Below are 24,457 nucleotides of genomic sequence, written 5' to 3' on the forward strand. Positions count from 1 at the left end.
CGGCGAACCGCCGGACCGGGCCACACACCACGAGGAGGCGGCGCCGCGTACCACCGGGACGCCCGGTGATGCGCCGCGCCGCCTTCCGGCCTGGTGGGCGCCCTGCCGGGCGCCCTCGCCTCGGGTCAGATCCGCCCGCCGGTGAGCCGGGTGAGCGGGCCGTGGGTGTGGCGTTCCGAGCGGCGTCCCACCGCGTACGACGCGGCGGTCAGGGCGGTCAGGCCGGCCCCGACGCCCGCGGCGACGGCCTTGCGGTGGGCGATCACCGTCCAGGCCGTCTTCGCCGTGGCAGCGACCTGGCCGGAGGCCGCGACGACCGCCTGGCGGCCCGCCTCGACACTCCTGGCCGCGGTCTGCACGGCCGCCGTCGTCGTCTCGGCGGAGCGCTCGGCGCCGGCCTTGACGGCTGACGCCGCGTCATCGGCCTTCGTGGTCGCGCGCTTCGCGGCCCGGGTCGTCGGCGCGGTCGCCTTGTCCGCCGTGCGACGGGCCTTGGACTCCGTCGCACGTATGGTGGTCGGCTTCTGATTCGTGCGCTTGTTCTCTTCAGTCATGGACTCCGACTTGCCTCTGACTCCCGCGGCAAACACGTTCGGCCGCGCACCGTCCGGGCGTGCGAAGGGCTGAGCACCTCGTCGGAGGGGTAAGCGAACTGCAGACAAGACGACGTCAGAACACGAGGGAAGTGCACCATGGCAGGCATCCTGAATCGCATCAAGCAGTTCGCCCGGAGCCCGCAGGGGCGGCGGGCCGCCGCGCAGGCACGGCGAGCCGCCGCCGATCCTCGCAACCGGGCCAAGGCCCAGCGGCTGCTGGGCAAGCTCCGCGGTCGCCGCTGACCGGTCCGGAAACCAACTCCTCGAACACACGCGAGTGTTCATGCCCGGCATGGGCACTTGGGTCGCACCACACCTGAGAGGAGCTGGTTCGATGGGCAGGGCAGGGAACGGCAGGAAGGTCTGTGCCTTAGGCGTCGCCGGTGTGCTGGCAGGCACGGCGCTGGTCGGCTGCGGCGACGACGACGGCACGGGTGACGGCGCAGGGAGTTCCTCGGCGCAGGGCAACGCACAGGAACAGGGCACGCAGGCGGTGCGCTCGGCCTACGACAGGACGGCCGAGGAGGACACCGCCAAGGTGAGGCTGCGGGTGCAGACCTCGGCCAAGGGTGTCTCGGAGTCCGCGAACGGACAGGGCGCCGTGGACCTGGACGACGGCGACAGCGTCATGACGCTCACGGTGCAGGGGCAGCGGATCGAACAGCGCGTGGTCGATCAGGTGCTGTACCAGAAGATGCCGAAGGGACAGGCGCCGGGCGGCAAGCCCTGGATCAAGATCGACCTGGGGAAGGTCTCCGCACAGCAGGGCGCGGGCGACCGGTCCATGAGCGATCCGGCGCAGTCCGCGGCGTACGCGAAGGCGATCACCGACAAGGACGTGACCAAGAAGGGCACGGCCACGATCGACGGCGTCGAGACCACGCGCTACCGCGTCTCCGTCGACGTCGCGAAGCTGCCGGGCGGCGACGCGCTGCGGCAGCAAGTCGGCCCGACCCTCCCGATGGATGTGTGGCTGGACGAAGAGGGCCGCATGCGCCGTCAGCAGATCGACATGACGCTCAAGGCCGCACCGGGGTCGACGGAGCGGTCCTCCACCGACGCCTCGTCCTCGCCTCAGAAGGTCACGGTGCGCACGGTCATGGACTTCACCGACTTCGGCACCGAGGTGGAGGCGGACGCGCCCCCGGCCGGGCAGGTCACCGACATGACCGGCAAGGCCCTGGAGCAGGGCAGGAAGCAGGGCTGACCCGGGCTCACCCCGCGCCACGGCTGCGGAACCGCCGTACGAGGTCGTCCGCGGCCGCCGGCCAGTCGGGGTGTCCGAACGTGAAGCCCGCGTCCAGGAGGCGGCCGGGGACGACGCGGCGGCTCTTCAGCAGCAGTTCGGTGTCCGAGCGCAGGACGAAGGCGCCGGCCTCCGCCATCCAGCGTGTCGCGGGCAGGCCCATCGGGTAACCCCACGCGGTCCGCATCACGCGCATGAAGTCGCGGTGCGGCAGGGGCCCGGGAGCGGCGAGATTGACCGGCCCTGTGAGGTCGTCCCGGGCGACGAGGAACTCGACCGCCCGGACGAAGTCCTGGTCGTGGATCCACGACACGTACTGTGCGCCGCCGGCGACGGGGCCGCCGAGGCCCAGCCGGACCAGCCGCAGCAGGACGTCGAAGACGCCGCCGCGGTCCGGGCTCATCACCATGGCGGCGCGCAGAGCCACCTTCCGGGTGCGCGGAGTGGCGGCGGTCTCCTGCTCCCGCTCCCAGGCCTTGGCGATGTCGACGCTGTAGGCCCAGTAGCCGGGGGCGCCGGGTTCGGTGCCGCCGATCACACCGGTGGCCTCGTCGTTGGGCGCGTCGTAGCGGTGGGCGTAAACGGTCGCGGTGCTCATCTGGAGCCAGACCCGGGGCGGCCGGGCGGCTGCCGCGATCGCCTCGCCCACGACCCGGGCGGAGTGGACCCGTGAGTCCATCATCTCCCGGAGGTTGGCGGGGGTGTAGCGGCAGTTCACGCTCCGGCCGGCCAGGTTGACCACGACGTCGCTGCCGTCGATCTCCCCCGCCCACGGCCCCAGGGTCGCGCCGTCCCAGTGCACTTCGCCCTGCTGCCGTGCGTGCCGGCTCAGGACCACAACGTCGTGTCCGGCCGCGCTCAACGCGCGCTTCAGGACCGTACCGACCTGCCCGGTCCCGCCGGGTATCACGATCTTCATGTCACTCCCCCTCGACGTATGGGAGTAACCCTAGCCCATATTTGAACGCGTTCAAAATACTCGACGACGTAGGTCTTAGCCTGCGCAGATGTGCCATCGGGCAAGATGGGGGCATGAGCGTAGTCAAGATCAACGTGCTGACCGTGCCCGCCGAGCAGCGGGAGACGCTGGAGAAGCGGTTCGCCTCCCGCGCGCACACCGTGGAGAGCTCCGACGGGTTCGAGTGGTTCGAGCTCCTCCGCCCCGTGGAGGGCACCGACACCTACCTCGTCTACACCCGGTGGCGTGACGAGGCGTCGTTCCAGGCCTGGATGGAAGGGCCGATGAAGGCCGCGCACCAGGGCGGCGGCGAGGGCGGCGAGCGCCCCAAGCCGGCGGCGAGCGGCTCGACGCTCTGGTCGTTCGAGGTGGTGCAGCAGGCGGGGCCCAAGGGCGCCTCCTGAATCCGCAGGACCTTGATCCACAGGCTCCTCTAGCCGTCGCCCTCTTCCGTATCGGGTTCCGCCGCGAGGACGAGGATCGCGATCTGTACGCGGTTCTCCAGTCCGAGTCTGGTCAGGATGCGGTTGACGGTGCTCTTCACGCCGGCTTCCGTGAGGCCGAGCGACCCGGCGATCCGCGCGTTCGGCAGCCCGCGGGCGACCAGTTCCGCGACATCCCGTTCGCGCCGGGTGAGCGCGGCCAGCGGGTCGCCCGGGCCGCCGGGCGACCCGTCGGCCGGTGACGGGCGGGGCCGCACGCCGGACAGCAGGGGCGGCGGCAGGTCGGTGAACGCCCGGATCAGCCGCCGTGTGACCGTCGGCGCGAGCATCGCATCGCCCGCCGCGACCACGCCGATCGCCTCGGCCAGGAGTTCCGGCGTGGTGTTCTTCAGCAGGAACCCGCTGGCCCCGGCCCGCAGCGCGGCGTGCACGTACTCGTCGAGGTCGAACGTGGTCAGCACCAGCACGCGCGGACGGGGCCCCTCGTGCGGCCAGCCCTTCAGGATCCGCGCGGTCGCCTCCACCCCGGTCATGCCGGGCATCCGTACGTCCATCAGCACCACGTCCGGGCGCAGTTCGTACGCCGCCTCGACGGCCCGCGCACCGTCCGCCGCCTCGCCCACCACCTCCACGTCCGTACGCCGCCGCAGCATCACCCGCAGCGCCGTCCTGACCAGCTCCTGGTCGTCCACGGTCAGCACCCGCACCGGCGGCGTCATCGGCCCTCCTCCGGCGCGTACGCGCCCTCGGCGAGCGCGTGCGGGTTGCCGTCCTGCGGCGGGAACGTGGCCTCGACCCGCCAGCCGCCGTCGGGGGCAGGTTCCGCGCGGAGCGTGCCGCCGAACAGCCCGGTGCGCTCTCGCATGCCGATGAGCCCGAGCCCGGAGCCGGGCATCGGGCAACGGTTGGGGGTCGGCGCGGCGTTCTCCACCGTGACGGTCAACCGGCCGTCACGGCAGGCCAGTCCGACGCGTACGGGTACGGCGCCGGCGTGTTTGCGCACGTTGGACAGTGCCTCCTGGACGACGCGGTACGCCGAGACCTGCACGGCGGGCGGCAACTCCGCGACCGGCCCGGTCACCGTGAGCGTCACCGGGCAGCCCGCCGCCTCGGACTCCCCGGTCAGCCGTTCCAGGTGGCGCAGGGACGGCTGCGGGAGCGGCCCGGCGCCGCTCTCCGGCGTCGGGTCCGCGAGCAGCCGGACCAGACCGCGCATCTCGTCCAGCGCGGTGTCCGCCGCCTGGCTGATCGCCGCCACCCCCTTGCCGGCGGCGCGCGTGTCCTCCGGCAGTACGACGGTGACCGCGTGTGCCTGCAGGGCGATCGCGCTGACGTGGTGCGCCACCAGGTCGTGCAGATCGCGGGCGATCCGGGCGCGTTCGGCGGCCACCGCGCGCCGGGCGCTGACCCGCTGCTCGGCGCGGAGCCGTTCGGCCAGGTCCCGCAGGCGCGCGGCGTCCGCGTACAGTCGGCGCCGTGACGCGCCCAGCAGCCATACGGCCGCGGCCAGCGCGGCGGCCACCAGGTAGTCGGCAAGGCCGAGGGGAATGGCCGTGTCGGCCGAGGAGAACACGTTCAGCCGGCCGCCCGCCGCCTCCGGGGCGACCAGCGCCGTGGTGAGCGCGACGGGAGCGATCAGGCTGCGGGGCGCGGGCGTGTGCCGGGCCACCGAGTAGCAGGCCAGGAACGCGGACTGGGCGTTGTCACCGGCGGGGTCGAGCAGTTCACCCGCCAGATAGCAGGCCGCCGTGGCGACCAGTACGAGCCCCGGACGCGAACGCCGCCACAGCAGCGGCAGACACGCCCCGCCGAGCAGTGCCATGACGGCGGCGCGAGGGCCTGCACCGTCGGGCAACGGCTGGCTCAGCCGGAGCAGCACGGCGATGCCGGTGAAGACGACGGCGACGAGCGCGTCCGCCGGGCGCCCGGCGAACCTGCGGCGCAGCGTGGCGGCGGAGGCACGCACGGAACCGGCCCACGCCCGTGAGGAACCGCGCGGCGCCCGTGAGGACCCTACGGACCGGTCCGTTCCGTACCGCCGCCATGAACCCCCCGTCATGCCCGACCCCGTCCCTGTCCCTGTCCCTGCTTTCCCGTCCCCGGTCCCCGCCCGCCGAGCGGTCCTCGTCCCCGCGGTCCCGCCCGCATCGTATGACCGGTGATCCCAGGAGACGCAGGGCACGGAACGAAAGTTGCGCCGCTCGCCCCTCCTGGCGGACGACGCCCGGCCAGGGCCCCGCTCCTAGCGTCGGTGGTGCTTTCCGCACACAGCGTCCGTACCTCTGGAGGATCCCGTGTCAGCCACCCCGCCCCGACGACCTTCCCAGCCGCGCCGCCGCCACGTCACGCTGGGGATCGCCGCCGCCCTCGTCATGGCGGTCGCCGTGCCGCCGGCCGTCACCCACGCCGTCGCGGGGGTGAGCGAGGACGACGGTTCCGCCTCCGCCGCCACGGGGGACACGCCGTTCCAGCGCGACGCCGACGCCGTCCACGACACCGGCGCCATCGGCGTGCAGGCCCGGGTGAGCGGCGGCCGGTCTGCTCCCGCCACCGTGACGAGCGGCACCGCCGACCTCCGTACGGGGCGCCCCGTGCCCGACGACGGCCACTTCCGGATCGCCAGCAACACCAAGACCTTCGTGGCCGCCGTCGTGCTCCAACTCGTCGGCGAACGGAAGGTGGCGCTGGAGGACCCCGTCGAGAAGTGGCTGCCGGGCGTGGTGCGCGGCAACGGCAACGACGGCCGGAAGATCACCCTCCGCCAGCTGCTCCAGCACACCAGCGGCATCCACGACGACTACCCCGGCATCGACACGGCGCAGGAGTACTACAAGGTCCGCTTCCACCCGTTCACCCCCGAGCAGTTGGTCGAACGGGCCATGCGGCACCGCCCGGACTTCCGGCCCGGCAAGGGCTGGGGGTACTCGAACGTCGGCTACATCCTGCTCGGCATGGTCATCGAGAAGGCGACCGGCCGCACCTGGCACGACCAGGTACGGGACCGGCTGCTGAAGCCGCTCGGGCTGCGGCACACGTACTACCCGGGCGACTCCCCCACTGTCCGGGAGCCGCACGCGCGCGGATATCAGCGATTCGCCACGGTGCCGAAGCTCGTTGACGTGACCCTGTACCAGGACCCCAACGCATCCGGCGGCCTCATCGGCACCACGGCGGACCTGAACCGCTTCTTCCGCGACCTCCTCGGCGGCAAGGTCCTGAAGCCCGCGCAGCTCAGGGAGATGAAACGCACGGTCCCGTTGAACGACGAGTTCCAGGTGCCGTACCCGGGCGCGCGGTACGGGCTCGGGCTCATGAAGAACAGACTGCCGTGCGGCGGCTGGTCCTGGGGCCACGGCGGGGACGAGATCGGCTACATGAGCCGGAACGCGGTGAGCGACGACGGCCGCGTCGCCGTCACCGCCTCGATGTCCACCGGGTGGGCCACCTCCGTCGAGGACGTGCTGCGGCAGCACCTGGCGGGCATGCGGCTGGTCGCGAACGCGTTGTGCCGCGACGGGGTCTAGGGGTCTCTCCCCCTGGGGACGGCGGCCGGGCCCGCCCTCAGGGGCGCCAGGAGCGCGAGGGTGCGGCGGTACGGCCGACCGCCGCCGCCAGCTTGCGGAGCCGGCGCCAGTCCAGGCGCGGCGGCGCCTCAGGGACCCCCGGGCGGTTGCGGGGCACCCGGACGCGCAGGGCCCGGCGGGCGATGCGGCAGTGGACGGGGGCCGGCAGGGTGAGCGCCTCACCGTCGAGGCCGACCTCCAGGTGCGAGGCGTCGGCCTCGACGACGACGTGCTGGGCGGTGAGCACCGTGAGCCCCTCCGGACGCGGGGCCAGCAGGAGTTCGGCCGCTTCCACGGCACTGTCGACGCGGACGGCGAGCACGCCCAGCTTCCCGGAGTCGAGCCGCTCGCGCCGGCCGAATCCGAACGGATCGTCCATCCGGTACGGGTTGTTGCTCACCAGCACGGCCTGCGGGTCGGCGATGGTCGTGCCGTCGGCGCCGGCCGTCAGCCGCGGGCCGCTCTGCCGGGTGAGCAGCTCGGGCAGCCGGTCCAGCGCCGCTCCCACCTTGTCCTCGCGGTAGCCCGGGCTCTGGACGACGGCCCCGTACACGCCGAACGAGGCGTTGTTGACGAAGGGGCGGCCGTCGGCGAAGCCGAGGTCGACGCGGAGTTCGACGCCGTCGGTGAGCGCGTCGAGGCAGGTGGACGGATCGTCGCGGTCCAGGCCCAGGTCCATGGCGAAGTGGTTGCGCGTGCCGGCCGAGATGACGAGGAACGGCAGGCCGTGTTCCGCCGCGACGGCGGCGACCAGAGCCTGCGTGCCGTCACCGCCCGCGACTCCGAGCAGATCGGCCCCGTCGGCCACGGCGGCCCTGGCCAGGGCGGTGACGTCCTGGTGCTGGTCCCCGTCGAGGAGGACGACCTGGGCACCCAGCGCCTCGGCCTTCTCCTTGAGGCCGAACTTCTCGACCTTGCCGCCGCCGGAGCGGGGATTGAGCAGGAGGAAGGGGCGTTTCGGCGGTGGCGTGCGGTACTCCTTGACCCGCACCGGCCGCAGACCCGTGCTGCGCAGGGCATAGCGGCCGCTCCAGACCGCGAGGCACCACAGCACCAGGGACGCGAAGACCACCCAGAGCAGATTGGCGGCCGCGAAGAGGGTGATGACGGCCACAGGTGTGCCGACGGCCAGTGCGGCCGCCCCCGTGCGGGCGGGTCCCCGGCGGGACAGGACCCACCAGAGCGCCGCTGCGGTCAGGGCGAGCCCCGCCAGGCCGACCGCGAGCAGCAGCAGTCCTTTCAGACCGCCGGACACGAGGGGCAGCAGCGCCGCCAGCGCGACCGCGGCGAGGGCGCACCTGGCCGCCCATCTCTGCCGGCGGTGATACCGATCGCTCATCGCCGATCCCATGTGGTTCCTCCACTCGAAGGCGCGGGCGGGCCTTGCGGACCGCGCCCGGCCGTGAAACATGGTGCCCGCCGACGGATCGGCATGGCCACTGCCATCCCTGATGGCTCCCCCGCCGTGGGGCACGTCAGACGTGACGATCTTCCGGGGCGGAGCCATCGGTAGCGTACGCGGGCCCCGCGGGCGCTGTTCCGCGCACCGGGGCACATCGGTGCCCAGCCACGCCGCAGCTGCCGACAGTGGTTCCGCACTCCCCCTTGACCTGGTGAGTCTCATTACGCAACTCTGCTGCCTGCCACAGTTACTGTCGACGAGGAGGCCGACACGCGATGGAGTGGACGGGCGCGCGGTACGCGGACGGACCGACGGTCGAGGTGAGTACGTGGATCGCCGCCCCGCCGGGGCGGGTGTGGGCGCTGGTGTCGGATGTGACGCGGATGCCCGAGATGAGCGAGGAGCTCCAGTCGGTGCGGTGGGTCGACGGGGCCACGGGTCCCGCGGTCGGGGCCCGGTTCGTCGGGCGGAACAAGCACGAGGCGTTCGGCGAGTGGGAGACGACTTCCACGGTCGTCGCGTGCGAGCCCGGCCGGGTGTTCTCCTGGGCGGTCGGGGATCCGGACGAGCCCAGTGCCGTCTGGCGGTTCGGCCTCGCACCCGGCAATGGCGGGACCGAGCTGTCGCAGTGGATGCGGATGGGGCCCGGGCGCTCCGGGCTCTCCTTCGCGATCGACGCCATGCCGGAGAAGGAGCAGAAGATCGTGTTCGTGAGGTTGCGGGAGTTCGAGCGCGGCATGACCTCCGCACTGGAGCACATCCGGCAGTGGGCGGAGGCCTGATGCGGACGGCGACGACCGTCGAGGCATCGGGCCTCGGCTCCTGGTCCCGGCAGGCCGACTTCGTCGTCGAGGCCGAGAAGCTGGGGCTCGACATCTGCTGGGTGGCCGAGGCGTGGGGCTCCGACGCCCCGTCCGCCCTGGGCTTCTACGCGGCCCGTACGGAACGGATGCTGCTGGGCTCCGCCGTCATGCAGGTCGGGACGCGCACACCGGTGGCGCTCGCCCAGACCGCGATCACCCTATCCAATCTGTCCGGCGGGCGCTTCCTGCTCGGTCTCGGCCCGTCGGGTCCGCAGGTGATGGAGGGCCTGCACGGGGTGCCGTTCGCCCGTCCCCTGGTGCGCGTGCGCGAGACGGTGGAGATCGTGCGGCAGGTGCTCGCGGGCGGCAAGATCTCCTACTCCGGCTCCGAGTTCAGGATTCCGCTGCCCGGCGGGGAGGCGGTGCCGATGCGCCTGTCCATGCGGGCCGAGCACGCCGTGCCCGTCTACCTTGCCGCGCTGTCGCCCGCCATGCTGCGGCTGACCGGCCGGATCGCGGACGGCTGGCTCGGCACCAGCTTCGTCCCGGAGGGCGCGGCGGACGCCTACTTCGCCCCGCTGGACGAGGGGCTGGCCTCCGTCGGCCGCGACCGTACCGGCTTCGACGTCTGCCAGGGCGCCGAGGTCGCGTTCGTGCCGGACGAGGAGGCGCTGGGCGCCATGGTCGCGGGCCGGAAGAAGGAACTCGCCTTCAGCCTGGGCGGCATGGGCTCCGCGTCGGCCAACTTCTACAACCGGGCCTACAGCCGGCAGGGCTGGGCCGAGGTCGCGGCGGAGGTGCGGGAGCGCTGGCAGGCGGGTGACCGGGACGGTGCCGCCGGTCTGGTCACCGACGAGATGGTGCTGGCGACCACGCTCATCGGCACGGAGGAGATGGTGCGGCGGCGGCTGCGCGTCTGGCGGGACGCCGGGGTGGACACGGTCCGTCTCTACCCGGCCGGGGAGACCCTTCAGGACCGGCTCGACACCCTCGGCCGGGCGATCGAGTTGGTCCGTGAGGTCGACGGCACGCCCTGAACACGGCAGACAGTAGGCTCCCTTGCCGATCATCGGACGACATGAACAACAGGGGGGCTCCGTGCGGGCCATGGCTACCGTGACGACGACCGCGCTCGCATGCCTGCTGGCGGGTGCCGCACTGACCGGGTGCGGCACCGGCGGCACCGGCGAGGAGAAGTCCGCCGGCGACATACTCGACGAGGCCAACGCGACCATGCGGAAGCTGAACTCGGTCACCGTCGACATCACCAACCGCACGACGAGCGGCGGTTCGGTCACCAACCGTCTCGAGACCGACCTCGACAGCCGGTGCAGATCCAGGACCACCTGGTCCCGGGGCGGCACCCTGGAGCAGATCCGGCTCGGCAAGACGGACTACGTCCGGCCGAACCGGGCCTACTTGCAGAAGTGGAAGAACTATCCGGGCCTCACCGGCGAGCAGAAGCTGTGGGTGAAGACGCCGGTGGACCCGGCCGGCGCCGGCCGCGACGGTCTCGCCTCCTGCGAACGGCCCTTCGACTCGTTCGGCACGGCACGCAAGGGCGGCTCCGCCCGCGTCGAGGGCACCAAGGCCGTCAAGTTGGTGGTGACCGACAAGGCGGACAAGGCGGGGACCTACACCTTCTACGTGGCGGCCGAGGGCAAGCCGTACCTGCTCAGAACGGTCTACAAGAGCGCCGCACAGCACACCACCACCTCCTTCAGCGACTTCGACGAACCGCTCGGCATCCGGGCGCCGAAAGCGGGCGAGGTCCTGAGCCTGCCGGGCGGCAGCTGACCGGCGCCGCAGAGCAGCGGGCGACTTCCGACAGCGCTTTCCGTTGGAATTCGGCAGCAATTGGCCGAGTGGGGCGAATAGCCGCACAAGGGCTTGACGGGGCGGGATGCGCTCGGCCTACTGGAAGACGCAGCCGGCCGTGTCGGGGGTCTGGTCCGGCGCAGGCCCCTTGGGCCGGACCGCTCCGTCCTCCCCCGCCGAGACGCAGGTCAGGGGTCTGATGGTGCGGCGACGATGGGCAGCTGTGGTGGGCCTGGTGGCCTGCCTGCTGTTGCTGCATCTCGTCGTCCCTGGACTCGCCCCGGGCGGGCGCACGGGTGAGGCCGCGGTCACGGCGGCGGTGGACGCGATGGAGCCGGGGCCGGCTTCGGGCACCGACTCCGAAGGGCCCGGAGCCGAAGGCGCCGGGGAGCCCTGCCCGTGCGAGGAGGAGCCGTCGGTCCGCAAGCCGGCGGCACGGACGCCGAGGACGGCGGGAGCGGCCCGGGCGGGCGCCGTGGTGACCGGCGCGTCCATGGTGGACCGGGGTGGTACGGACGTCCGAGCGGTAGGAACGGGCCGGCGTCCAGGGGTGGCCGCAACCGCCCCGAACGCCGCTGAGCTACAGACGTTTCGCTGCTGAGTGACGGCAGTACCGACAAGGGCCTGCACCGTGCGGCCCGAGTACTGCCTGGTGCCGGTACGCGGTGATGTGCAGGCCTTCGTGTGTCCCCATGCCGATGACACAGGAGGCGGAGTTGCCCGGAAAGCGTGTTCTGATCCTCAAGCCGGACGAACTGAGCCCGTCCGACCAGAAGATGTGGCGGGAGATTCGGACGGAGTCCGGTGCCCCGGCGAATCCTTTTCTCGACCCGGCGTTCACCACGGCGGTGGGGCAGGTCAGGCCCGCGGCCAGAGTGGCGGTGTTGCAGGACGACGGTTCCCCGGTCGGGTTCTTCCCGTACGAGAGGGGACCTTTGGGGCAGGGCAGGGCCATCGGGCTCGGCGTGTCCGACAGTCAGGGGGCCGTGCTGCGCCCCGGGATCCGGCTCGACGCCCGCAGGTTACTGCGGTCCTGCGCGCTGTCGTCCTGGGAGTTCGACAACCTCGAAGCCGGCCAGGGGGTGTTCGTGCCGCACGCGGTCGAGGAACTCGCGTCCCCGGTCGTCGACATCGGCGAGGGGTTCGAGCGGTACACGCAGCGACTGCGCGCGAAGTCGCCGGGCTTCCTCAGACAGACCCTGGCCAAGGAGCGCAGGCTGGCCCGGCAGGTCGGCGAGGTGCGGTTCGCGTACGACGCCAAGGACCCGGGCGCCTTGCGGGCGCTGATGGAGTGGAAGTCGGCGCAGTACCGGCGGACCGGCCGGCGCGACCGGTTCGCACAGGAGTGGATCACCCGGCTGGTGGGGCTGCTCGGAGAGAGCGAGGAACCGGAGTGCCGTGGAGTGCTGTCCGTGCTGTACGCGGCGGACCGGCCCGTGGCCGCGCACTTCGGGCTGCGCTCGCGCACGGTGCTGTCCTGGTGGTTCCCGGCGTACGACCGCGCCTACGCCAAGTACTCCCCCGGCCTCGTGCTCCAGCTGAGGATGCTTCAGGCCGCGGCGGCCGACGGCGTCGGGACGGTCGACCTGGGGAGCGGTCCGGCCCGTTACAAGGAGTCGCTCAAGACCCGTGACCTGCCGGTGTACGAGGGGGTGGTGGTACGGCCGGTGCCGGGCGGGGCCGCTCACTGGGTGAGCCGGGAGCCCGCGCGGGCCGCCCGTCGCTTCGTCCGCAACCGGCCGCGCCTGGCCGGCGCGGCGGCGCGGGCGCTGGAGGAGGTGGGGCGGCTGCGCGGTCACTGAGACCGGCCCGGCCGGGCGCCCGGCTCCGGGGAACCGGGCGCGCCGGGGTCAGCTCGTGCCGGTCCAGTTGTGGGCGACATCGACGATGACGCGGCCGTCCAGCTGCAGCACCCGGAAGGGCAGCCGGGCGCGGACGCCGAGCCCGATCTGGGTCTCCCCCTCGAAGCTGCCGGCGAACCGGGTGTCCCGGAAGGTCCGGTAGCCGGTGAGGTCCACACCCGGCAGCGGGCGCGAGACCCGGCCGGGATACGTGGCGGCGCCGGTCTCCGGGTCGTAGGCGGGCGCTGCGACCCGGACCTCGAGGACGGCTCCGCCGGCCACGGGTATCTCCCGGCCCGAGCCGTCCTGGTAGAGCCGGTCGACGTAGCGGACCGAGTAGCCGACGTCGGTGCCCCCGCCGGGCACGTCGATGACCATCCGGTCGAAGCAGGTGTGACGGCCGGTCCGGATGTCCTTCACCGGCGCGATCGTGCCACTGGTGTCGGTCTTGGGGAGGCTGCCCCAGCCGGTCGGGCAGGCCGTGGCCTGGGTGGCGGCCCGGGCGGCGACCGGTGCGGCACCGGCCGGGACGGCTGCCACGGCCACCGTGGCGCCCACGAGCGCGAGAGTCGCGCATGCTGTTCTGATTCGTACCATTACCGCCCCCGAGGCTCATGTGTTGCTGGTATGGGGTGAGACGTCCGGACGGGCCGAAAGGTTGCACCCACCGCGCCGGACCGCCGACCATGGCACATCCTGGTGGGGAGCGATGGCGTCCGGTGCGTCCGTACCGGGAGGACGCGAGATGGATGAGTCAACCGCCGTACCGGACGGGCCGCGGTCCCCCGACGGCCGGAGCGGTGGTGACGGCCGGGCCCGGACCGGGGACACCGGCTGGATCGAGGATGCCCTGACCGCTCCGCTGATCGAGGCCGTAGGGGACCTCGGGGGCTACGGCGGACTGGTCTACCTGCGCTCCCGCGACCGGCGCTCGCTCGTGCTCGCGATGGTGACCGGGGTGCCCCGGTCGCTGCTGAAGACCTGGTGGCGGGTGCCGGTGGGCGGTGCGCTGCCCATGGCGGAGGCCTACCGGCGCGACGAGACGCTGTGGCTGCCGGACGAGCGCGCCACCATGGTGCGCTTCCCGCACTTCACCGCCGGGCTGCCGTACTCCTTCGGCTCGGCCTACCGGCCCGTCCGGGCCGGCGGCGAGACCGTGGGTGTCCTGGTCGTCCTGCGCTCGGCCGCCCGGTCGCCGATCGAGGCGGAGGCCGTGGAACCGGCGCTGCGCCCGGCCGGGCAGGCCATGGAGGAGCGACTGACCCGCCTCGCCGCCGGCCGGCCGGGCGCGGAATCGGCCGCGGACCGGGTCGAGTACGACGGCGAACCGGTGGGCGTGCGGCTGCCCACGCCCGCCGTCCATCCCGTCCGGGTCGGGATCATCGACTGGGACCTGGACAGCGACCGGTGCACGGCGGACGACGAGGCGCTCGCCCTCCTCGGCATCGGCCGGGCGGACTTCGGCGGCACGATGGCGGAGATCGTGGCCCGGGTCAGCCCCGACGACCTGCACGAACTGCGCGCGTGCCGGCACGACGCGCTCACGCTCGGCCGGGTCAGGTCCCGGCACTTCCGGGTGCGGGACGACACCGCGGGCGAGGCGGAGGCCGGCTACCGGCCCGTCGAGCTGTGGGGGCATCTCGTGCGCGGCGGCGCCGGTTCCGGCCGGATCCTGGTGGGGGCCCTCGTCGACGCGGTCAGCGGGCTCAGAGCGGCCGAGGCCGCGGAGCGGCTGCCCGACGGTGTCTTCTCCCTGGACCAGGACGGCCGCGTGACGTACGCCAACCACCGCTGCGAGGAACTGCTGGGCGGCGGCCGGGAGGCGCTCCTGGGCCGCTATCCGTGGGAGGTGATCACCTGGCTCCGGGATCCGGCGTACGAGGACCGCTACCGGGCGGCGATGCTGTCGCAGGAACAGGTGTCGTTCCTCGTGCGGCATCCCGCCGGGAACTGGCTGAGCTTCGTGCTGTACCCGGATGTGCACGGGCTGACGGGCCGGATCCGGCCGGCCGGGCCGCCCACGGAGGCCGAGGCGGCGCGCGAGGCAGGGTCCGCCGCCGGTCCGGTGCCGGGGGCCGTGGCGCCGCCGCCCGGGCCGGTGGCCGCGGCGCGGGCCGGGGCGCTGTACCACGTGGTGCAGATGGCGAGCGTGCTCACCCAGGCGGTCACCGTCGAGGACGTGTGCCGGGCCGTGTCCGAACAGCTGCTGCCCGCTTTCGGTGTCCGGGAGCTCGCCCTGTACACGGTCCGCGAGGGCCGGATGTACCTGCTGTGGGAGTCGGGCTACCCGGAGGGCTTCCTCGCCCCGTTCGAGGGTGTCACCCTCGACACGCAGCTGCCCGGCGTGCACGCGCTGACCACACGGCTGCCGCTCTTCTTCGAGTCGCCCGAGGACCTCTCCGGCGCCTACCCGGGCATCACCCTGGACCGGATGAGCGCCTGGTCGTTCCTGCCGCTGATCGCCTCCGGGCACCCCGTCGGCTCGTGCATCCTCGGCTGGGACACCCCGCGCCGGTTCACCCCGGACGAGCGTTCCGCGCTCACCGCGCTGAGCGGGCTGGCCGCGCAGGCGCTGGAGCGGGCGCGGCTCTACGACGCCGAGTCCGCCGTCGCCCGCGGTCTTCAGGAGGGGCTGCTGCCGCACCGGCTGCCCGCCGTCGAGGGGCTGCGCACCACCGGCCGCTATCTGCCCGGCACCCAGGGCATGGCCATCGGCGGCGACTGGTACGACGTGATCACCACGGGGCGCGGAGTGGCCCTGGTCATCGGGGACGTCGAGGGCCACAGTGTCGGCGCCGCCGCGGTGATGGGCCAGTTGCGCAGTGCGGTGCACGCCTTCGCCGCGAGCGAGCGGCCGCCGCAGGAGGTCATCACGCACACCAACCGGCACCTGGCCGAGCTGGATGCGGACGTCTGCGCCACCTGCTGCTACATCGAGCTGGACCCGCGTACGGGGCGTGCGTTCGCCGTGCGGGCCGGGCATCCTCCGCCGCTGCTGCGCCATCCCGACGGGCACGCGGAGATGCTGGATCTCGTGGGCGGCGTCATGCTGGGCGTGCAGCTCGACGCGGTCTATCCCGTCACGGAGCTCACGCTGGCTCCCGGCAGTGTCCTCGCCCTGTACACCGACGGGCTCGTGGAGCAGCCCGGCAGCGACATCGAGACGGGCATCGAGGAGGTCCGCCGCTGCCTCGCCGACACCCCGGCGGACTCGGTGGAGCAGCTCGCCGACCGGCTGGTGCGCACGGCCCGCCGCGCCCGGGAGCGGCGCGACGACGTGGCGCTGCTGCTGACGGCGTATCGCTGAGCGACCGGGCCGCCGACGCACGCGACCGGTGTGGGCGGCGGGGCGCGGGGTACGGTGGGCTGGACGGGTGAGCGAGGCGGTGGTGGCGGTGGAGTGGCAGCAGTACGCCGAGGAGATGGCGATGCTCGCCCGGAACCTGGTGGCCCAGGATTCGGTGCAGGCGACGCTGGACGAGATCTCGGCAGCCGCCGTGAAGCTGGTCGAAGGCTGTGACGCGGCCGGGATCCTGGCGGTGTCCAAGGGCAAGGCCGTGACGCTCTCCGTGTGCGGCGACATGGTCGAGGAGTCCGACCGGCTGCAGGGCGAGCTGGGCGAGGGACCGTGCTTCGACGCGGCCCGGCGCGTGGACGGCGAGCGGCTGTTCCGCATCGCCGACATGACGAAGCCGCAGCCGTCTTGGCCGCGGTTCTGCCAGGCGGCCCGCGACCTCGGAATCGGCAGCATGACCGGTGTGCTGCTCTACACCGGCGAGGAGGAGTTCGGCGCGCTCAACCTGTACTCGCGCCGGCCGGGGGCCTTCGGCCAGGACATCGAGGCCGCGGGCTGGCTGCTCGCTTCCCATGCCGCCGTCGCGCTGGCCACCGCCCGCACCGTCGACCAGCTCGAGCACGCCCTGGAGACCCGGCACGCCATCGGAGAGGCCATGGGAATCCTCATGGAGCGCCACCGGATGAGCGAGGACGAGGCATTCGACGTGCTGCGGCGCATCTCCCAGCACCACAACATCAAGCTGCGCGACGTCGCCCGGCACGTCCGCGTCGACGCCCCCGGCCAGTCCTGACCGGAGCGGTACGGCACCTCACGCCGGGCCGCCGTCGGGGTGGGCGGTGCGCAGCAGGAGCACCGTGATGTCGTCGGCGTGCTGTCCGGTGGGGGTCGTGTGGTGGACGAGCCTGTCGATGAGCCGTTCCAGGTCGTGGCCGTCGCGGGCGTTCAGGTGCCCGGCCAGGTCGGAGGTGGTCCGGGTCGTGTCGGTGCCAGGGAGCTCGACCAGGCCGTCGGTGTACAGGGCGAGGGTGGTGCCGGGCGGCAGGGGCGCGGTGGTGACCGGGTAGGCGGCGCCGGTGTCGATGCCCAGCAGCGGGCCCGGTTCGACGTCGAGGACGCCTGCGGTGGCACGGACGGGGCGCAGCAGCGGGGGCACGTGGCCCGCGCTGGCGAAGGCCGCCCGGTGGTGTGCCAGGTCGAGGTGGGCGTAGAGGCAGGAGACGAGCAGTTCGGAGTCGAGGTCGGCCAGCAGCCGGTTGGTGCGGGCGAGGACCTGGCCGGGTGCGGCGCCGGCGGTGGCGTGGGCGTGGATGGCGGTGCGGACCTGGCCCATGAGGGCGGCGGCGGCGATGCTGTGGCCTTCGACGTCGCCGATGACGGCGGCCGCGGTCGTGTCGCCCAGGCGCAGGACGTCGAAGAAGTCGCCGCCGACCTCGATGCCGTGGCCGGCGGGCAGATAGCGGGCGGCGACGTCGAGGCCGGGCAGGTGCGGCAGGGCCCGGGGCAGCAGGGCGCGTTGGAGTTCGTGGACGAGTCGCTGCTGGGCGTCGTAGAGGCGGGCGCGGTCGAGGGCCTGGGCGATCAGGCCGGACAGCGAGGTGAGAACGGCGCGTTCGTCCGCGGTGAAGGTGTGCGGGTGGTCGTAGGACAGGATGCAGCAGCCCACCGGCCGGCCTGAGATGACCAGCGGGAGGAACGCCCAGGCCTGTTTGCCGCTGATCCGGGGCGCTCTGGGGTAGGCGCCGGCCATCTCGGCCGGGTCGGCGAAGAAGGCGGGGGCGCCGCTGGCGAGGACCTGACCGGCGGGGGTGAGTTCGGTGTCCAGTGACAGGGCGTCGAGGCGTTCGATGACGTCGGCCGGGTAGCCGTGGTAGCCGGTGATCTTCAGACGGCCGGCCTCGGCGGCGGACAGCACGAGGCCCTGGGCGCCGAAGGCGGGCAGGATCTGGTGGGCGATCAGCGACACGAGGTCGCGCACGGTCACAATCTCGGTGAGCGCGGCGGCGAGGTGCACGAGTTGGTAGAGACGTCCGGTCGGTGCGGCAGCAGCGGGCCGTGCGGCGGCGGGCTGTGGAGGGGCCTCGGGCCGTTCTCCCCTCGCGCCGACGCGGACGCTGATGCCGCTGGTGCCGGGGTAGAGCTCGAAGGTCAGCCACCGGTCCGGCGGGCGGAGGGCGGTGAAGGACACGGGGGCGCGGCTGACGACCGCAGTGCGGTACTGGTCCTCGTGGACGGGGTCGTCCAGCCAGGACAGGGACTGCCAGGGCCGGGTGCCCAGCAGCCGGTCGGCGCGGCGGCCGAGCAGGCGGGCGGCGGTGGCGGAGGCGAAGGTGATGCGGCCCTCCAGATCGAGGTTGAGGGCACCCTCCGGGAGGCGTTCGAGGTAGTCGGCGGCGGCCAGGCCGGTCTGCACGGGGTGGTGCGCTGCCTCGATGGGGACGACGCGCGGCTGGTCCGGCAGGGTGGGCGGCCGGGAGGCCTCGTCCAGGAGGCGGGCCATGCGGCGGGCGCCGGCGGTGATGTCGCCTCGTTCGCGGGGCGTGACCCCGCGTGGACGCACGGCGGGCCGCATCAGCACGATGCCGCCCCAGCGGCGCCGTACACCGCTCAGCGGGACCGCGGCGAGGGCGAACGGGTAGGGCAGGACGGCGGCGGCCCGCGGGTAGCGGCGGGCCATCTCGTCCTGGCTGCCGATGCAGACCAGGGTGTCGTCGCGGATCGCGTCGACGACCGGGACGGGTGCCGTCAGCGGCAGGCGCTGCCACGTGACGCTGAACGACACCGGCAGACCGCACAGCGCCACCAGGCGCAGCAGCGGCTCCGCCTCCTCGATCAGGTAGAGGCCGCCGATCGAGGCGCCGGTACCGCGCACGATGTCGGCCAGGGCCACCCCCAGGGCGTCGTCCAGCGATCCGGCGCCCCCGGGCGGCTCGTCGCTCCCGGGCATGGTGCCCTCCCGGTCTTACCCGGACGCTACGCCCCGCGGGGCGTGGGGGCACGTCATCGGGCCGGGCCGCGGAAGGACGCGTGGTGCCGCAGGGCGGGGCCGGACGGGTGCCGGAAAGCATGGCCGGGCGGTGGTGAAGGGCGTGGCCGGGCGGGGTCCCGTGCTGGCAGAATCGGAGGCCCTCGACGGCGACCGGGAGGCCGGCCTTGCAGACGCTGACATCGCAGGAACCGCTGGCCGTCGCCGTCACCGAAGCGATCCGGGGCGGCGATCTGCCCGGGCTCAGGCACCTGCTCGCCGAGCATCCCGGTCTGGCCACCTTCCGTATCACCGAGCACGGGGAGGACGGCAAGGGCACGCGCAGTCTGCTGCACATCGCGACCGACTGGCCCGGTCACTACCCGCATGGCCCCGAGGTGATCGCCGCCCTGGTCACCGCCGGGGCCGATCCCAACGCCCGCTTCGGCGGTGCGCACGAGGAGACACCGCTCCACTGGGCGGCCAGCAACAACGACGTGCCGGTCCTGGACGCGCTCATCGCCGCCGGGGCCGACGTCGAGGCGCCCGGAGCGGTGATCGCCGGCGGCACACCGCTCGCCGACGCCCGGGCCTTCGGCCAGTGGCGTGCCGCGCACCGGCTGGTCGAGCACGGTGCCCGCACCACGCTCCAGGACGCCGCCACGCTCGGACTGCTGGACCGGGTCCGGGCGTACGTCGAGGCCGACGAGCCGCCTGCTCCCGACGAGATCACCAGCGCCTTCTGGGGCGCCTGCCACGGCGGTCACCTGCCCACCGCGCAGTACCTCCACCGGCACGGCGCCGACATCGACTGGTGCGGCTACGACGACCGGACCCCGCTCGACATCGCCCGGGCCCAGGACGCCGACGGCGTCGTGCGGTGGCTGCGCGGCCTGGGTGCGCGCAGCCGCTCGTAGCGTCCGCGTTGTCTCACAAGCAGTAGCGCACGAGCCACTCGTCCTGGTTGTACGCGGTGCGCGCCGGGTCGGGCGTGCTGGCGGCCCGTTCCTCGACCGTGTCCTCAAGGCGCACCGGCTCCGGCAGTGTCCCGAACCGGGCCTGGCGTGCTGCGGCCTCCGCCTCGCTGCTCCGCTGCGACGTCGCGTCGTCCACGGCGATTCCCCTCTCCGGCGGTCTCTTCCGACCGATCGGCCTCCCTGGGCAAAGAGTTGACGTACGAGGCGGGCTCATGGTTCCCGCGGGGTCGCTTGTTCGACCCTACGAACTTTCCGCTCGGCTGTTTCCCTTGCATGCCGCCGATGATAGGAAACCTTCCTATTAGTTCTGCACGGCCAGCTCTTCCAACCCCCCACCCTGCTTGGAGGCCCCGTGAGACACCCGTCAACTCCGGCAGCGCGCCGCACCCTTCTGGCGCTGTTCGGCGCGACCCTCGCCGCCGCCCCGTTCCTGAGGCCCTCGCACGCCACGGCGTCCGTCCGTGCGGCCGGGCTCGACGACCCGGCGAAGAAGGAGATCGCCATGCAGCTCGTGTCGAGCGCGGAGAATTCCTCGCTCGACTGGAAGGCGCAGTACCAGTACATCGAGGACATCGGCGACGGCCGCGGCTACACCGCCGGCATCATCGGATTCTGCTCCGGCACCGGCGACATGCTCGACCTCGTCGAGCTGTACACCGACCGCAGACCCGGCAACGTCCTGGCGAAGTACCTGCCGGCGCTGCGCAGGGTCGACGGTTCCGACTCGCACGACGGGCTCGACCCCGGCTTCCCCGGCGACTGGCGCAGGGCGGCCCGCGACGCCGGGTTCCGGCGGGCCCAGGACGACGAGCGCGACCGGGTGTACTTCGGCCCGGCGGTCCGGCAGGGGAAGGCGGACGGGCTGCGGGTGCTGGGCCAGTTCGCGTACTACGACGCCATCGTCATGCACGGCGACGGCGACGACCCCCTGAGCTTCCGCAGCATCCGCCAGCGGGCGCTGCGCACGGCGAACCCACCGGCGTGGGGCGGTGACGAGGTGACCTATCTCGACGCCTTCCTGGACGCACGCGTGTGGGCCATGAAGCAGGAGGAGGCGCACAGCGACACCAGCAGGGTCGACACGGCGCAGCGTGTCTTCCTGCGCGAGCGCAACCTCGACCTCGACCCGCCGCTGGACTGGAAGGTCTACGGCGACAGCTACCACATCGGCTGACGACCGCGGCCCGGGCGGGGATTGGCCCAGCAAGCAGGCACAGAAGTGGACTCCTTCCCGGGCCGCCCGGCTGCCTAGCGTCGCCCGTATGAACGCCACCACCACGCGCGGCGCCCTTCTCGCCGCGCTCGCCTGTGTCCTCGTCGGAGGGTCCTTCACGGCCAACAGCGTCCTGGGCGACTACCCGTACGCGGGCGGTCAGTTCCTGCGGTACGGGCTGGCCTGTCTGCTGCTCGCGCCCCTGGCCGGAAAGGGCACGGCCGCCCGGCTGCGGGCGCTGACACTGCGTCAGTGGGTCCGGCTCGCCCTGTTGGCCGCGGTCGGCATGGTCGGTTTCAACCTGGCCGTCATCGCCGCCGAGCGCACGGCGGAACCGGCGGTTCCGGGCGTGTTCGTGGGCTGTGCGCCGGTGGTGGTCGCGGTGCTCGTGCCCCTCCTGGACGGGCGCCGGCCGCAACGGGCCGTGTTGTACGGGGCGTTGCTCGTGGCCGTCGGCGCCTGCGCCGTCCAGGGCTGGGGGCGCACCGACGCCGCGGGCATCGCCTTCTCCGTGTGCGCCCTGGCGGGGGAGGTCGGGTTCGCCGTGCTCGCCGTACCCGTACTGCGGCCTCTCGGCCCCCGGCTGCTGTCCGCCACGGTGTGCGCGGTCGCCGCGCTGGAGTCGGCGGCGGCCGGGCTGCTCGCCGACGGCGGCGGGTGGCTGCGGCGTCCGGACGCCGTCGAGACCTCCGCGCTGCTGTGGCAGGCGGTGGTGGTCACCGTGGTCGGCTTCGTGTGCTGGTACATGGGCATGCAGCGGATCGGAGCGGAACGCGCCACCCTGTTCTCCGGCCTCATCCCGGTCGCGGCGGCCTGCACCGCACCGCTCGTCGGCACCGGCTCCTACGGTCTGGCGCAGGCGGCCGGCAGCGCGCTGGTCGGCCTCGGTGTCGCCCTGGGGTCCGGGGCGCTGACGCGGCCGCGCAGCGGCAGGCCGTCGGCGATCCTGGCGGGCGGTCGCACTCCCCCGGCGGCCATCTTCCGGGGGAACGGCCGTCCCGAGGGGCGTGGCGACGCCGTGTCCGGCCTGCCCGAGTGATCCCTCGCGCATCTAATGGACGGCGTCGAACGTCGTCCCACAGCAGGAGTCCGCGTCCATGCCGCACACCCGCACCGGTGAAGAGGACGAGAAGGCCGCGCGTGCGGGGCTGCTGCGGAGGCTGGGCGAGTGGTGCGCGCGCCACTTCGTGGTCGTCGTCATCGCCTGGCTCGTGGCACTCGTGGCACTTCAGATCGTCAGCCGCTCGGTCGGGGGCACGTACTCCGACAACTTCACCCTGCCCCAGGCGCAGTCGCAGAAGGGTCTGGACGTGCTCGAGAAGCACGATCCGCAGGCCGGCGGCTACAGCAGCCAGATCGTGCTGCACGACGACGGGCAGTCCCTGAGCTCTCTGGGTTCCCAGATGTCCACCACGGTCACCGACCTGGAGAAGCTGCCGCACGTCCTGTCGGCCCAGAACCCGCTCTCCGCCTCGGGCTCGTCGTCCGGTCAGTCGCAGCAGAACGTGGGGCCGTTGTCGGACGACGGGAAGACGGCCTACATCACCGTCCGCTTCGACGTGCAGCCGTCGACCCTCGGCGACGATTATCTGAACGGGGTCGACGACGCAGTACAGCCGCTGCGTTCGGCCGGAGCGGAGGTGGAGTACGGCGGGCCGCTCGGCGAACTCGCCCGGCCTGCCGCCGACGACCGGGTGAGCGAGCTGATCGGGTTCGGCGTGGCCGTCGTCGTGCTGCTGGTCGGTTTCGGGAGCGTGATCGCCGCCGGCGTCCCGCTGCTGACCGCGCTGATCAGCGTCGTCGCCGGTCTCGCGATCCTCGGGCTGCTGGCCGCCGCTTTCACCTTCGCGACCGTCTCACCGACCCTGGCCACGATGATCGGCCTCGGTGTCGGGATCGACTACGCCCTGTTCCTGATCACCCGTCACCGGCAGAACCTCCTCGACGGAACGGACCCGGTGCGGGCCGCCGGGCAGGCCGCCGCCACCAGCGGCCGCGCCGTCCTCGTCTCCGGCTGCACGGTGATCATCGCGCTGGCGGGCCTGTCCGCGTCCGGGGTCTCCTTCATCGCCAAGCTCGGGTTCGCCGCCGCCGTCACGGTCGTGTCGGCCGTCGCCGGCGCGCTCACCCTGGTCCCGGCCCTGCTCGGGCTCCTCGGCCGGCACATCGACCGCTACCGGGTGCGCCGCCCCGTCGCCGAGACCGACGCCGGGGCGGGTGACACACCGCAGGGCACCTGGCACCGCTACGCGCAGCGGGTGGAGCGCAGGCCGCTGTGGTTCCTGGCGGCGGGTGTCGCCGTGATCGTCGTCCTGGCGATCCCGGTGCTGTCCATCCGCCTCGGCCACATCGGTGACGGTGCGGACCCGACGTCCTTCACCGACCGGCGGGCGTACGACCTGATGACCGACGCGTTCGGGCCCGGCTCCAACGGTCCACTGACCGTGGTCATCGACCAGACGGACGTACCGGACTCGCAGCACTCCGCACTGGCCTCGAAGGCCCAGCAGACGCTCGACTCGGCCGAAGACGCCGCCGTCGTCACCCCTCTGACGACCACCCAGGACGGGGACGTCCTGATCGGCACGGTCTACTCGACCGGGTCCCCGCAGAGCGCAACGACCACGGACCTGACCAACCGTCTGGTCGACGACACACTGCCGGACGCCGTCCAGGGCACGGACGCCAAGGGTTATGTCACCGGCACGACGGCGGCGCAGGTCGACTTCCGCGACATCGTCGCCTCCCGGCTGCCGGTGATCATCGCCGTCGTGGTGGCCGTGGCGTTCCTGATCATCCTGGCCGTGTTCCGGGGGCTGCTCGTCGCCGTGAAGGCCGCCGTCCTCAACGTCCTGTCGATCACCGCCTCGTACGGCGTGGTCGTCGCGGTGTTCCAGTGGGGCTGGGGCGGCCCCGCCCTCGGCGTCAACGGCACGGTGCCCATCGAGAGTTACGTGCCGATGATGATGTTCGCCATCATCTTCGGCCTCAGCATGGACTACGAGATCTTTCTGCTGTCCCGGGTCCACGAGGCGTGGCTGCGCACCGGGGACGCCAAGGCCTCGGTCGCGCACGCCCTGGAGATCACGGCCCGGGTCATCACGTGCGCCGCACTGATCATGGTGAGCGTGTTCGCGGCGTTCATCATCAGCGACAGCATCGTGGTCAAGATGCTCGGGCTGGGGCTGGCCGTCAGCGTGCTCATCGACGCCACCGTCGTACGCCTGCTCATGGTGCCGGCCGTGATGACGCTGCTGGGGCGGCACGCCTGGTGGGCTCCGCGGTGGCTGGAGCGGGTGCTGCCGCACATCGACGCCGAGGGGGGACGGACGTAGCA

22 protein-coding genes are annotated in these 24,457 nt (G+C 72.9%); 14 read left to right on the forward strand and 8 right to left on the reverse strand.

Annotated features, from left to right (window positions below; translation table 11 throughout):
* Positions 1-125: 125 nt before the first annotated feature.
* Positions 126-554, reverse strand: a complete 429-nt coding sequence (locus MQE23_RS01010) for a hypothetical protein (protein WP_020269895.1) — start codon at positions 552-554, stop codon at positions 126-128.
* A gap of 138 nt (positions 555-692) precedes the next feature.
* Between MQE23_RS01010 and MQE23_RS01015 the strand changes: the two genes are divergently transcribed.
* Both MQE23_RS01015 and MQE23_RS01020 read left to right on the forward strand, forming a co-directional pair.
* Positions 693-839, forward strand: coding sequence for a hypothetical protein (locus MQE23_RS01015; protein WP_020269896.1), 147 nt, complete (start codon positions 693-695; stop codon positions 837-839).
* Between the two features lie 91 nt (positions 840-930).
* Positions 931-1,803 (forward strand): hypothetical protein, encoded by an 873-nt coding sequence (locus MQE23_RS01020; protein WP_243377879.1) that lies wholly within the window; start codon positions 931-933, stop codon positions 1,801-1,803.
* A 7-nt stretch (positions 1,804-1,810) separates the two neighbouring features.
* Here MQE23_RS01020 and MQE23_RS01025 read toward each other — a convergent pair whose 3' ends face one another.
* Positions 1,811-2,761 (reverse strand): DUF1731 domain-containing protein, encoded by a 951-nt coding sequence (locus tag MQE23_RS01025; protein WP_243377880.1) that lies wholly within the window; start codon positions 2,759-2,761, stop codon positions 1,811-1,813.
* 113 nt (positions 2,762-2,874) lie between these two features.
* On the opposite strand from MQE23_RS01025, the gene MQE23_RS01030 reads away from it, so the two are divergent.
* On the forward strand, positions 2,875-3,204 hold the full coding sequence (locus tag MQE23_RS01030; protein ID WP_243377881.1) for an antibiotic biosynthesis monooxygenase: 330 nt from the start codon (positions 2,875-2,877) through the stop codon (positions 3,202-3,204).
* A gap of 29 nt (positions 3,205-3,233) precedes the next feature.
* Here the strand turns inward: MQE23_RS01030 and MQE23_RS01035 are convergent, their stop codons facing one another.
* Positions 3,234-3,962 (reverse strand): response regulator transcription factor, encoded by a 729-nt coding sequence (locus MQE23_RS01035; RefSeq protein ID WP_020269900.1) that lies wholly within the window; start codon positions 3,960-3,962, stop codon positions 3,234-3,236.
* Entirely contained in the window at positions 3,959-5,209 is a 1,251-nt protein-coding gene (locus tag MQE23_RS01040; RefSeq protein ID WP_020269901.1) for a histidine kinase, read from the reverse strand. Before MQE23_RS01040 ends, MQE23_RS01035 begins: the two co-directional genes overlap by 4 nt.
* 328 nt (positions 5,210-5,537) lie before the next feature.
* On the opposite strand from MQE23_RS01040, the gene MQE23_RS01045 reads away from it, so the two are divergent.
* On the forward strand, positions 5,538-6,767 hold the full coding sequence (locus MQE23_RS01045; protein WP_037666914.1) for a serine hydrolase domain-containing protein: 1,230 nt from the start codon (positions 5,538-5,540) through the stop codon (positions 6,765-6,767).
* Positions 6,768-6,804: 37 nt separating this feature from the next.
* On the opposite strand, the gene MQE23_RS01050 is transcribed toward MQE23_RS01045, so the two are convergent.
* On the reverse strand, positions 6,805-8,157 hold the full coding sequence (locus tag MQE23_RS01050) for a diacylglycerol kinase family protein (protein WP_020269903.1): 1,353 nt from the start codon (positions 8,155-8,157) through the stop codon (positions 6,805-6,807).
* Positions 8,158-8,483: 326 nt separating this feature from the next.
* Between MQE23_RS01050 and MQE23_RS01055 the strand changes: the two genes are divergently transcribed.
* The 4 genes from MQE23_RS01055 (at position 8,484) to MQE23_RS01070 (ending at position 12,631) form a co-directional block, all read left to right on the forward strand.
* Complete coding sequence (locus MQE23_RS01055) at positions 8,484-8,990, forward strand: SRPBCC family protein (protein WP_020269904.1); 507 nt, start codon at positions 8,484-8,486, stop codon at positions 8,988-8,990.
* The gene (locus MQE23_RS01060) at positions 8,990-10,048 is read left to right on the forward strand and encodes an LLM class flavin-dependent oxidoreductase (RefSeq protein ID WP_020269905.1); all 1,059 of its coding nucleotides are present in this window, start codon (positions 8,990-8,992) and stop codon (positions 10,046-10,048) included. The genes MQE23_RS01055 and MQE23_RS01060 overlap by 1 nt, the downstream gene beginning before the upstream one ends.
* 70 nt (positions 10,049-10,118) lie before the next feature.
* Positions 10,119-10,808, forward strand: coding sequence for a hypothetical protein (locus MQE23_RS01065; RefSeq protein ID WP_243377882.1), 690 nt, complete (start codon positions 10,119-10,121; stop codon positions 10,806-10,808).
* Between the two features lie 719 nt (positions 10,809-11,527).
* On the forward strand, positions 11,528-12,631 hold the full coding sequence (locus MQE23_RS01070; protein ID WP_243382421.1) for a GNAT family N-acetyltransferase: 1,104 nt from the start codon (positions 11,528-11,530) through the stop codon (positions 12,629-12,631).
* Positions 12,632-12,679: 48 nt separating this feature from the next.
* Here the strand turns inward: MQE23_RS01070 and MQE23_RS01075 are convergent, their stop codons facing one another.
* Positions 12,680-13,267, reverse strand: coding sequence for a hypothetical protein (locus MQE23_RS01075; RefSeq protein WP_051185467.1), 588 nt, complete (start codon positions 13,265-13,267; stop codon positions 12,680-12,682).
* A 148-nt stretch (positions 13,268-13,415) separates the two neighbouring features.
* Here MQE23_RS01075 and MQE23_RS01080 point away from each other — a divergent pair, with 148 nt between their 5' ends.
* Entirely contained in the window at positions 13,416-15,977 is a 2,562-nt protein-coding gene (locus tag MQE23_RS01080) for a SpoIIE family protein phosphatase (protein ID WP_243377883.1), read from the forward strand.
* Positions 15,978-16,065: 88 nt separating this feature from the next.
* Positions 16,066-16,758 (forward strand): GAF and ANTAR domain-containing protein, encoded by a 693-nt coding sequence (locus MQE23_RS01085; protein WP_037666253.1) that lies wholly within the window; start codon positions 16,066-16,068, stop codon positions 16,756-16,758.
* A gap of 18 nt (positions 16,759-16,776) precedes the next feature.
* Here MQE23_RS01085 and MQE23_RS01090 read toward each other — a convergent pair whose 3' ends face one another.
* Entirely contained in the window at positions 16,777-18,912 is a 2,136-nt protein-coding gene (locus MQE23_RS01090) for a SpoIIE family protein phosphatase (RefSeq protein WP_243377884.1), read from the reverse strand.
* 206 nt (positions 18,913-19,118) lie between these two features.
* Here MQE23_RS01090 and MQE23_RS01095 point away from each other — a divergent pair, with 206 nt between their 5' ends.
* A complete protein-coding gene (locus MQE23_RS01095; RefSeq protein WP_243377885.1) occupies positions 19,119-19,847 on the forward strand; it encodes an ankyrin repeat domain-containing protein in 729 nt (242 codons plus the stop codon).
* Positions 19,848-19,860: 13 nt separating this feature from the next.
* On the opposite strand, the gene MQE23_RS01100 is transcribed toward MQE23_RS01095, so the two are convergent.
* A complete protein-coding gene (locus MQE23_RS01100) occupies positions 19,861-20,043 on the reverse strand; it encodes a hypothetical protein (RefSeq protein ID WP_086565867.1) in 183 nt (60 codons plus the stop codon).
* 216 nt (positions 20,044-20,259) lie between these two features.
* Here MQE23_RS01100 and MQE23_RS01105 point away from each other — a divergent pair, with 216 nt between their 5' ends.
* The 3 genes from MQE23_RS01105 (at position 20,260) to MQE23_RS01115 (ending at position 24,455) form a co-directional block, all read left to right on the forward strand.
* Complete coding sequence (locus MQE23_RS01105) at positions 20,260-21,081, forward strand: chitosanase (RefSeq protein ID WP_279345109.1); 822 nt, start codon at positions 20,260-20,262, stop codon at positions 21,079-21,081.
* 88 nt (positions 21,082-21,169) lie between these two features.
* Complete coding sequence (locus MQE23_RS01110; RefSeq protein ID WP_243377886.1) at positions 21,170-22,159, forward strand: EamA family transporter; 990 nt, start codon at positions 21,170-21,172, stop codon at positions 22,157-22,159.
* 58 nt (positions 22,160-22,217) lie between these two features.
* Positions 22,218-24,455 carry an MMPL family transporter gene (locus tag MQE23_RS01115; RefSeq protein ID WP_243377887.1) on the forward strand — a complete coding sequence of 746 codons (2,238 nt, stop codon included), beginning with the start codon at positions 22,218-22,220 and terminating at the stop codon, positions 24,453-24,455.
* Positions 24,456-24,457 lie beyond the last annotated feature (2 nt).

Origin of the sequence: Streptomyces sp. HP-A2021, assembly GCF_022807935.1 — a bacterium.
GTDB classification, from domain to species: domain Bacteria; phylum Actinomycetota; class Actinomycetes; order Streptomycetales; family Streptomycetaceae; genus Streptomyces; species Streptomyces afghaniensis.

Excerpts from the sequence above, each read along its gene's own strand:
- MQE23_RS01030 (WP_243377881.1), top strand. The coding sequence starts at position 2,875 with ATGAGCGTAGTCAAGATCAACGTGCTGACCGTGCCCGCCGAGCAGCGG.
- MQE23_RS01010 (WP_020269895.1), bottom strand. The coding sequence starts at position 554 with ATGACTGAAGAGAACAAGCGCACGAATCAGAAGCCGACCACCATACGT.
- MQE23_RS01015 (WP_020269896.1), top strand. The coding sequence starts at position 693 with ATGGCAGGCATCCTGAATCGCATCAAGCAGTTCGCCCGGAGCCCGCAG.
- MQE23_RS01025 (WP_243377880.1), bottom strand. The coding sequence starts at position 2,761 with ATGAAGATCGTGATACCCGGCGGGACCGGGCAGGTCGGTACGGTCCTG.
- MQE23_RS01055 (WP_020269904.1), top strand. The coding sequence starts at position 8,484 with ATGGAGTGGACGGGCGCGCGGTACGCGGACGGACCGACGGTCGAGGTG.
- MQE23_RS01110 (WP_243377886.1), top strand. The coding sequence starts at position 21,170 with ATGAACGCCACCACCACGCGCGGCGCCCTTCTCGCCGCGCTCGCCTGT.
- MQE23_RS01115 (WP_243377887.1), top strand. The coding sequence starts at position 22,218 with ATGCCGCACACCCGCACCGGTGAAGAGGACGAGAAGGCCGCGCGTGCG.
- MQE23_RS01060 (WP_020269905.1), top strand. The coding sequence starts at position 8,990 with ATGCGGACGGCGACGACCGTCGAGGCATCGGGCCTCGGCTCCTGGTCC.
- MQE23_RS01065 (WP_243377882.1), top strand. The coding sequence starts at position 10,119 with ATGGCTACCGTGACGACGACCGCGCTCGCATGCCTGCTGGCGGGTGCC.
- MQE23_RS01020 (WP_243377879.1), top strand. The coding sequence starts at position 931 with ATGGGCAGGGCAGGGAACGGCAGGAAGGTCTGTGCCTTAGGCGTCGCC.
- MQE23_RS01075 (WP_051185467.1), bottom strand. The coding sequence starts at position 13,267 with ATGGTACGAATCAGAACAGCATGCGCGACTCTCGCGCTCGTGGGCGCC.
- MQE23_RS01090 (WP_243377884.1), bottom strand. The coding sequence starts at position 18,912 with ATGCCCGGGAGCGACGAGCCGCCCGGGGGCGCCGGATCGCTGGACGAC.
- MQE23_RS01080 (WP_243377883.1), top strand. The coding sequence starts at position 13,416 with ATGGATGAGTCAACCGCCGTACCGGACGGGCCGCGGTCCCCCGACGGC.
- MQE23_RS01050 (WP_020269903.1), bottom strand. The coding sequence starts at position 8,157 with ATGGGATCGGCGATGAGCGATCGGTATCACCGCCGGCAGAGATGGGCG.
- MQE23_RS01070 (WP_243382421.1), top strand. The coding sequence starts at position 11,528 with ATGACACAGGAGGCGGAGTTGCCCGGAAAGCGTGTTCTGATCCTCAAG.
- MQE23_RS01035 (WP_020269900.1), bottom strand. The coding sequence starts at position 3,962 with ATGACGCCGCCGGTGCGGGTGCTGACCGTGGACGACCAGGAGCTGGTC.